Raw genomic sequence first — 6,835 nt, 5'->3', positions numbered from 1 at the left:
TACTACTGCCTTCATGGTTCGGGACTTTCACCCTATAGATTGCACCCATGCCGGGCGCACGAAAAAACTGCCTTAAGGACAGCGCTGATCTTCACCTAACGCACCTTATTGCCTTATTTCCCTTATTGCTTTTGTCATTTATTTTTTATAAAACTGTTTTCAATTCAACTAAGCTGTTAATGATGATATCTGCTTGTGCAAGCTCGTTTTCTTGAGCAAAGTCAAAATTACACCCTATAGCTATTAAACTATTATCTTTTGCTGCTTTAATATCTGATAATCGATCACCAATTACAGCACCTTTTTCAACATTATATTTGTTCACTATTGTATGTACTAAATCTGACTTATTTTGAGATTGTATTTGTTGTATACTAAATGTTTCCGTAACCCAATTATCTAAATGATAATACTTTACGATTGCATTTAAATATTCTATTTGCCCATTGCTTGCTATGTATATTGCACAGTCATTATCTTTTAAATGGTCAAAAACTTCCTTTACATCCGGATATAAAGCACCATTACCTACATTAATATTAGTAATTAATTTCTCGTGGAATAATTCATTTGCTTGTTGTCTGATTTCGCTCGAATGTTCAGGTAATAAGGTTTCCCATACAACTGGTAAAGGTACTCCCATAATTTCTCTGTATTTTTCAATGGGCGTCTTATGCTCCCACAAACTCAAATTTCTCAAATGATCAAATGTTTCTTGAAGGGATATTTCTAAAATTTTATCTGTTTGAAATAATGTACCATCCATATCAAAAATCAATGATTGTGACATTTTCTTCCCCCTTTGCAAAAATGAAATTTAAGCAAACACTGTTGTCCACACAATAACCTGCTCTGTTAAATGAGCTGCCAAGGCAACAGTGCCCGTTAGCTTAAAAACTTTATCTAAATAAACGGTTTCCAATTAGGGTCTTTTATATCTTTCTTATTTGGCTTTCTTACAAAAGCAATACATCCTTCTTCACCTGCCCCAAACTTAACAAAGTTTTTTTGTGCTTGCCATAATGAAACTTCATTTGCCCCGCCTTCGTAATCAGGGTCTCGAAATTGAACACCATCATCTTCCCAAAAGCATATTTTGCAAATTGCATATGTATCGGTCGGTTCTTCATCTAATGTTTATATCCACAGCAAGGACAAGTATATTTCATACAATCACCTCTTAGTGGTCGTGATTCTTTTTTATAGTTAAGCATAATTCTTCAACTATCCCTAAACAAAAGGTTGCCGCAGCAACCCTTTGTTTAACTATCAGCCTTTTAGTTTAAAAATTGTTCAAGAAGAACATTAGAACGTTTTCTTTTGATAAAAGCATCATTTTCTGTCCTGCTCCATTTGCTTTTTGCTTCTTCCGTTCGGTTCTTGAAACAAGAATTAAAACAACAAGGCAAGTGAAGCAATGATCGATTTGGTCTGCTAATTTGGTAGTATATTAAGGCTCTTTTTAAAAGTCCTTGGACTTACCTTTCTTTTGTTCGGATAGGGCAGATAGAATGGATGGTTCGCCTTGATTCCCCAAAAATTTCTTAGTCAGACTTAACCTAAGAACAATTTTATAAACGATCGTGGCTGAAACGATACTGATGATGGCTCCGACAAGAACATCTGCTGGATAATGGACACCTACCCAAATTCGCGAAATACCTACAAGGACAGCCAAGATCACCCATAAAATCCCCCAACCCCTTTTGAACAACCAGAAGGTTATACAAAATGAAAAGAATATGATCGTATGGTCGCTTGGAAAGGAATTATTGACTGCTTTTTCAACTAACCTATTAACGTTTGGCAACTCAGCAAATGGTTGATTATTCGAGTGGAATTGCCCTGCTATTTTTGCCAATAGTTCCGAGATAACTAATGTAATAAATGCACAGATTACCATGATTCTATTTTTATTTCTTCGGGAAAACAAAAACATCAGGACCGCCAATACTAAGAAATAAATCATGTATTCAGCGATGAATACAAAGAAAGGATTTAAATCCGTGTATTGTTTACCTAGATTATTAATCATTCTAAACAATGTACTATTCATTTCGGACAAAGCCATTAAAAAATTCCTCCTGATTGTATTATCACTTTAACTTTATTAAATTCCATTATGTAAATAAGATGAACATCAATTAAACTAGAGAAAAAGGCTGCCTCAGCAACCTTCCTTATTGAAGTAAAGCACACGTTAGTTTAAGAAGGATATTTTCTTGTATCCAATCATTATGCGAGGCCATTTTTTTAACATCTTACATATTTGCGTTTAAAACCAAGCCTTCCTTTATCGACTTCTTTTTGAATACTTTCGTAAGCATTTAGAAAACTGCTTTTTTTCTTGTCCCGTTTGACTTCTACTGTTCCTATTGCCTTTGCAGTTTCGACTGCCTTTTCATGGAGTGGCAAATATGAAATCCCCACGGTGTATAGAAAATTATTCATAGCGGATTTCGTTCGTTCTGGCGAATCGTGAATCGTATTTTTCACAATATCAAGCATATTGGAAATCTTGCTTTCTGAAAATTCAACGTCAAGCCGATTCCCTAAAAGCCAGCAGTAGCAACTCCAGCCAGCTGACATTCTCAGCTCTTCACCGCTTGCGATCCATTTATCAGCAACTTCTTGTGCAATATCTGACTCTGCTAAAGTTACGGCCACTACAAAATCGGACAGCATATAAAAATACGCAGCATCCATCCAACGATCATAATCCGACTCAGTCATGGCTTTTGGATCTGCAATAATGCCTGCAAAGTACATTGCATCGTAGTTCCCCGTGGAATAAAGCTCTTCAGCTAAACGTTGACTTATTTTTATTTTCTTTGCAATTGGTTTCATAGCGCCTGTAGCCACGCCAAAAAGCGGCTCATGCGCACCATTGGATATGTACATTTTTTTAGTTCGTTCCTTGCCAAGGGCTTCAAGTTCCTGCATAACCATCTCTAAATTCATCGCTTAGCACTTCCTTCTTTTCGGAGTTTTCCCCCTAATATTTTGCCCATCAAATATATCACCATTATCCTATAACAAACTACCATTTGTCAGCAAAACTACCGTCTAAGTACATGATGCATGTTGGCACTAACAGAAACATTGCCTTCTGTTAAAGTTTCTTACAACGCTTAGAATCATGAGATTTCCCCTTTGTTCTTGTTCAACTAACCTGCCCGGCAGTTCTATAAGGCTTGCAGAGTTGACACAAACTGTGAGGTACCCGTTTAAATCGCTCATCATTTAAGCCTCTTTTCTAATTATGTAATATAACCATCTAATAACCTTCCAATTAGAGTTTTATCGTTTTCTCTGCTTTTAATACCATAGTTCTTATTGAACTATCCAACCCCGGTAGTTTAATAAAAAAAGTGATCTTATTAAAGAATCTAGCTTACTGAATATTTTTTGGATAATTGATATTGTAGTTTGAAGGATTTAATAGAATTGTCCCTCTAGTTTAAGTACAATTCTTCACGATGCCTGTTCTATCTTCAAAAGCGATAATCATCACTTCCTGGCTACAGGAAAGCACGACCACTGTAAGGATGTTTAAAAAATTGGCCCCTAGCACAATAATATAAGCAACGTATGTCTGCCTTTATTCCACCAAAGGAGGAGTATCCATTTGAAGATCTCTTCAATATCATTCAAAGAACCTCCAGTTTCCCATGAATTCCCTCCCCTCTATGAAGGTTTAGGGCTGCCTGAGGTATCTTCATTCATTCAGCAACGATTTGAATTTGCATATACCTTGGGGGAAGTGGAAAGAATCGGGCATGGCAGCATTCGCTTTTATAAACGGCAGGGGGATTTCGAAGTACATATATCTGATAAGTTGCCAGGAGTGGGACCAATAAAGCTTCGGGAATTAAAGGGCTTGTTACTGGAGGAAGCCAAAACAGCTTTTATCGAAAATATTGAATCCGAACCAGAAAAACGGAAGGTGTACTACGCTGAATTTCGTCGCCCTGGGAAAGACGCTGAATAAGTGTGCTGTTCCACAAACTGGCGTCTGTTTGTGGAAGATTATTGTTGAGTTCATAATTAACTAGCTAATGTTTAATATGAATTAAAAAAGGCTGCCGCAGCAACCTCCAATCCGTTTTATTTATCATTATCTAAATCATCATCAAGAAAAGACCTTTTATCTGCTTTAACTCCATACTTTTTTTCAAGAAATTGACCAATATTTGAATTGTTAATTCCTTTTCTTACTGCTGTTTCAATAACTATATAGAGAATGAATAATCCAACAACAAAAAATATAATATCCTTCACTAAAGATCCCCCAAACAACATGCCATTGTTTTCCTTGATTTTACCATAAATTCCACATCCGCTTGCTGCATAAAAAAAGGAGCTGCTGATCAGCTCCTTGCAATGAAATAATAGCCCGCCCCAGACAGGCTAACCGGTATAAACACTTTCACATGTTCCAGGTTTAGGTTCATAATAACAATGATTTTTATATTGACCAGCAAAAGGTTGATCGTACCATGTTGGTGGGCATGGAGCATATGGATTAAAATACCAAAGCGCATATTTCCCTGGGTGTTCTCTCCAATAATCCAAATTCTGTTTTGCTAATCTTTTTTCTGCAGTTCTTGCTCTTTGATAAAATACATTACCTTTTTGAACAGCTTCAAAAGAATAATTTCCTCCTTGTACTTGATAAACGACTTGTGGAATGGTTCTTAAATCTTTAAAGTCTATACAATTTGCTTTAAGACGATTAACAATTACATTTCCAACATATAACATTCCTTGTAGTCCTTCACCTTCGGCTTCAGCTCTCATCATCCTTGCCATTAAGTCAACGTCTGAACTTCGGTAACTTACTCTTGCCATTTTTTCACCCCAAAAATATCGTATGAAAAAAAGCCTGCATTAATGCCATGGTTCATAAAATAAGAATGCTTAAATTTTTATAGCTTTCCGTTTTTAAGCAAGACGAAAACTTAAGGACAGCTTAATCACACAAAAATTGTACCGGCAGAGTAAATCAATAACAAACACATAATTAACCGAAATGGCTTATCATGTTTAGCGAAAAAATCTTTGAACAGCGAGCCGAATCCTGACCACAGAAGCAATGCCATCCAGCCCAGAAAAATAGTTATCGCTAAATAGGTAACAACGGATTTAAGCGACGCATTAAACGGCAAAATAAACGCACTCAACACGGTTAAATAAAACAATATGCTTTTGACATTAATAATTTGAAGAAGGAAACCAGATAAAAAAGAAGACTGCACATCTCTGGATTCCTTCTTTGAACCTTTAGGCATGCCAATCTGCCAAGCTAAGTAAAATAGATACGCTGCACCGGCTATTTTAAAATATGGCTCTACAATAGGGATCCAATTGTAGAGGCTTGCTGTAAATACTCCGCTCATGATCCCTAATGCTGCAAATCCTGCCAAGATGCCGCCAGTGAACCGCCAAGATCCCAAAAAGCCAAATCTCCTTGCTTCATTCATCAATAAAATGTTACTTGGACCTGGCGTAATCGATGTGATAATCACATACGATAGAAATGCTATTATACTCATAATCTCACCTTCAATTACTATTTCCTAACGAACAGTCCTTATTGTAAGATGTCTATAACTATAAATAAAATTGAAATTAAAAAATACATTATCATTTTTTTCGATACATCATCCAACTTAAGGAGAACGATATGGAAATTAGACACCTTATAACGTTTCAGACGATTGTAGCAATAGGAAGTTATACAAGGGCTGCTTCGAAGCTGGGTTATACTCAATCCACGATAACTTCACATATACAAGCGCTTGAGCATGAGATTGGCGGGGAACTTTTCACTTATGCAAATAGAAATTTGCAGCTTACTGCTCTAGGCAGAGACTTGATGCCTTTAGCGGAGGATTTACTTTCCACTCACGAACAGATCAAGAATATGCACTGCACTAACGAAGTTAAGGGTATTTTAAAAGTGGCGGCACCAGAGTCTTTAACAATCTCCAGGTTAGGTCCAATAATAAGGGATTATTCCTTGAAGTACCCCAATGTCAAAATCATATTAACCAACGGTACATGTGGCCAAAATCAAATCGACTTAATAAGTGGGCGGGTTGATGTCGCTTTAATGGTCTATCCGGAAATAAATCCGGAAAAATGCATTCATTATTCCTTGATTGAGGAGAAGATCGTTCTTGTGTGCAGTCCTGATGGTCCTGATTCTTTTGATGAATATAAAAAAGGCGGCACAAACACCAACCATTTTTTCATCACAAATGAAGAAGGCTGCAGTTATCGGACCATGTTTGAAAGGTATCTTTAAAGCATGAAATGGATACCTTTCAAACCATGGAGTTATGGAGTATAGAAGCGATCAAACAGATTGTCATGAGCGGACTTGGGTTTTCCGTTTTACCTTATATTACAGTGAAAGAAGAAGTAGAGAGCGGCAAGCTTAAAATCCTTGGTCATTCTGAAAATCTCGATCCCATTTATTCCTATATGCTGATAAAAAAGAAAAAGTGGCTTTCTCCAGCGGTAGAGGCTTTTGTTGAAGTCGTTTTAAACTCGTTTAGTGAAAATGAATGATCTTAATTAAATAAAATCAAGGTCATATATGCTAGTCAGAGAAAGATTTTTGGGCGGGCAAGGTTGCCGAAGGAAATCCAAATGACAAACATTCTCCCTTTAAATGGACAGTAAAAAAGAGAACTTGGTGTTCTCGATAGTCTATTTGAAGGGGATTTTTTATGGCCAAAAAAGAGGCAATCCTTCTATCAATAAAATTAATACCTTTTAGGTATCATTTTCATGCATATTAACAATTAGAAGTTATCGGTGAAGGAGC

7 protein-coding genes and 2 pseudogenes are annotated in these 6,835 nt (G+C 36.5%); 2 read left to right on the top strand and 7 right to left on the bottom strand.

Annotated features, from left to right (window positions below; genetic code table 11):
- Nucleotides 1-145 precede the first annotated feature (145 nt).
- The 4 genes and pseudogenes from J7J00_RS17080 to J7J00_RS17065 all read right to left on the bottom strand — a co-directional run bounded on the left by J7J00_RS17080 (nucleotide 146) and on the right by J7J00_RS17065 (nucleotide 2,961).
- Nucleotides 146-790: an HAD family hydrolase gene (locus tag J7J00_RS17080; protein WP_144529959.1), complete on the bottom strand. Its 645-nt coding sequence runs from the start codon at nucleotides 788-790 to the stop codon at nucleotides 146-148.
- A gap of 113 nt (nucleotides 791-903) precedes the next feature.
- A pseudogene (locus J7J00_RS17075) lies at nucleotides 904-1,169 on the bottom strand (CPCC family cysteine-rich protein).
- A gap of 293 nt (nucleotides 1,170-1,462) precedes the next feature.
- Complete coding sequence (locus J7J00_RS17070) at nucleotides 1,463-2,071, bottom strand: undecaprenyl-diphosphatase (RefSeq protein ID WP_214792577.1); 609 nt, start codon at nucleotides 2,069-2,071, stop codon at nucleotides 1,463-1,465.
- A gap of 182 nt (nucleotides 2,072-2,253) precedes the next feature.
- A complete protein-coding gene (locus J7J00_RS17065) occupies nucleotides 2,254-2,961 on the bottom strand; it encodes a DNA alkylation repair protein (RefSeq protein ID WP_214792574.1) in 708 nt (235 codons plus the stop codon).
- Nucleotides 2,962-3,628: 667 nt separating this feature from the next.
- On the opposite strand from J7J00_RS17065, the gene J7J00_RS17060 reads away from it, so the two are divergent.
- Nucleotides 3,629-3,991, top strand: a complete 363-nt coding sequence (locus J7J00_RS17060) for a hypothetical protein (protein ID WP_214792571.1) — start codon at nucleotides 3,629-3,631, stop codon at nucleotides 3,989-3,991.
- A gap of 116 nt (nucleotides 3,992-4,107) precedes the next feature.
- On the opposite strand, the gene J7J00_RS17055 is transcribed toward J7J00_RS17060, so the two are convergent.
- The 3 genes from J7J00_RS17055 to J7J00_RS17045 all read right to left on the bottom strand — a co-directional run bounded on the left by J7J00_RS17055 (nucleotide 4,108) and on the right by J7J00_RS17045 (nucleotide 5,555).
- Nucleotides 4,108-4,281, bottom strand: coding sequence for a hypothetical protein (locus J7J00_RS17055; protein WP_309487193.1), 174 nt, complete (start codon nucleotides 4,279-4,281; stop codon nucleotides 4,108-4,110).
- A gap of 129 nt (nucleotides 4,282-4,410) precedes the next feature.
- Nucleotides 4,411-4,851 carry a cell wall hydrolase gene (locus J7J00_RS17050; RefSeq protein WP_214792565.1) on the bottom strand — a complete coding sequence of 147 codons (441 nt, stop codon included), beginning with the start codon at nucleotides 4,849-4,851 and terminating at the stop codon, nucleotides 4,411-4,413.
- 125 nt (nucleotides 4,852-4,976) lie between these two features.
- Nucleotides 4,977-5,555 carry a LysE family translocator gene (locus J7J00_RS17045; RefSeq protein ID WP_214792561.1) on the bottom strand — a complete coding sequence of 193 codons (579 nt, stop codon included), beginning with the start codon at nucleotides 5,553-5,555 and terminating at the stop codon, nucleotides 4,977-4,979.
- Nucleotides 5,556-5,686: 131 nt separating this feature from the next.
- Between J7J00_RS17045 and J7J00_RS17040 the strand changes: the two are divergent.
- A pseudogene (locus J7J00_RS17040) lies at nucleotides 5,687-6,576 on the top strand (LysR family transcriptional regulator).
- Nucleotides 6,577-6,835 lie beyond the last annotated feature (259 nt).

The organism is Bacillus sp. ISL-4 (genome assembly GCF_018613275.1).
Taxonomy (GTDB): Bacteria; Bacillota; Bacilli; order Bacillales; family DSM-1321; genus Peribacillus; species Peribacillus simplex_E.
Note: the sequence above shows the minus strand (reverse complement) of the source record. Positions and strands in the feature narration are given on the sequence as shown.

What these genes read in the sequence shown, in the direction of transcription:
- J7J00_RS17080 (WP_144529959.1), bottom strand. Translation starts at nt 790, where the DNA reads ATGTCACAATCATTGATTTTTGATATGGATGGTACATTATTTCAAACA.
- J7J00_RS17070 (WP_214792577.1), bottom strand. Translation starts at nt 2,071, where the DNA reads ATGGCTTTGTCCGAAATGAATAGTACATTGTTTAGAATGATTAATAAT.
- J7J00_RS17065 (WP_214792574.1), bottom strand. Translation starts at nt 2,961, where the DNA reads ATGAATTTAGAGATGGTTATGCAGGAACTTGAAGCCCTTGGCAAGGAA.
- J7J00_RS17050 (WP_214792565.1), bottom strand. Translation starts at nt 4,851, where the DNA reads ATGGCAAGAGTAAGTTACCGAAGTTCAGACGTTGACTTAATGGCAAGG.
- J7J00_RS17045 (WP_214792561.1), bottom strand. Translation starts at nt 5,555, where the DNA reads ATGAGTATAATAGCATTTCTATCGTATGTGATTATCACATCGATTACG.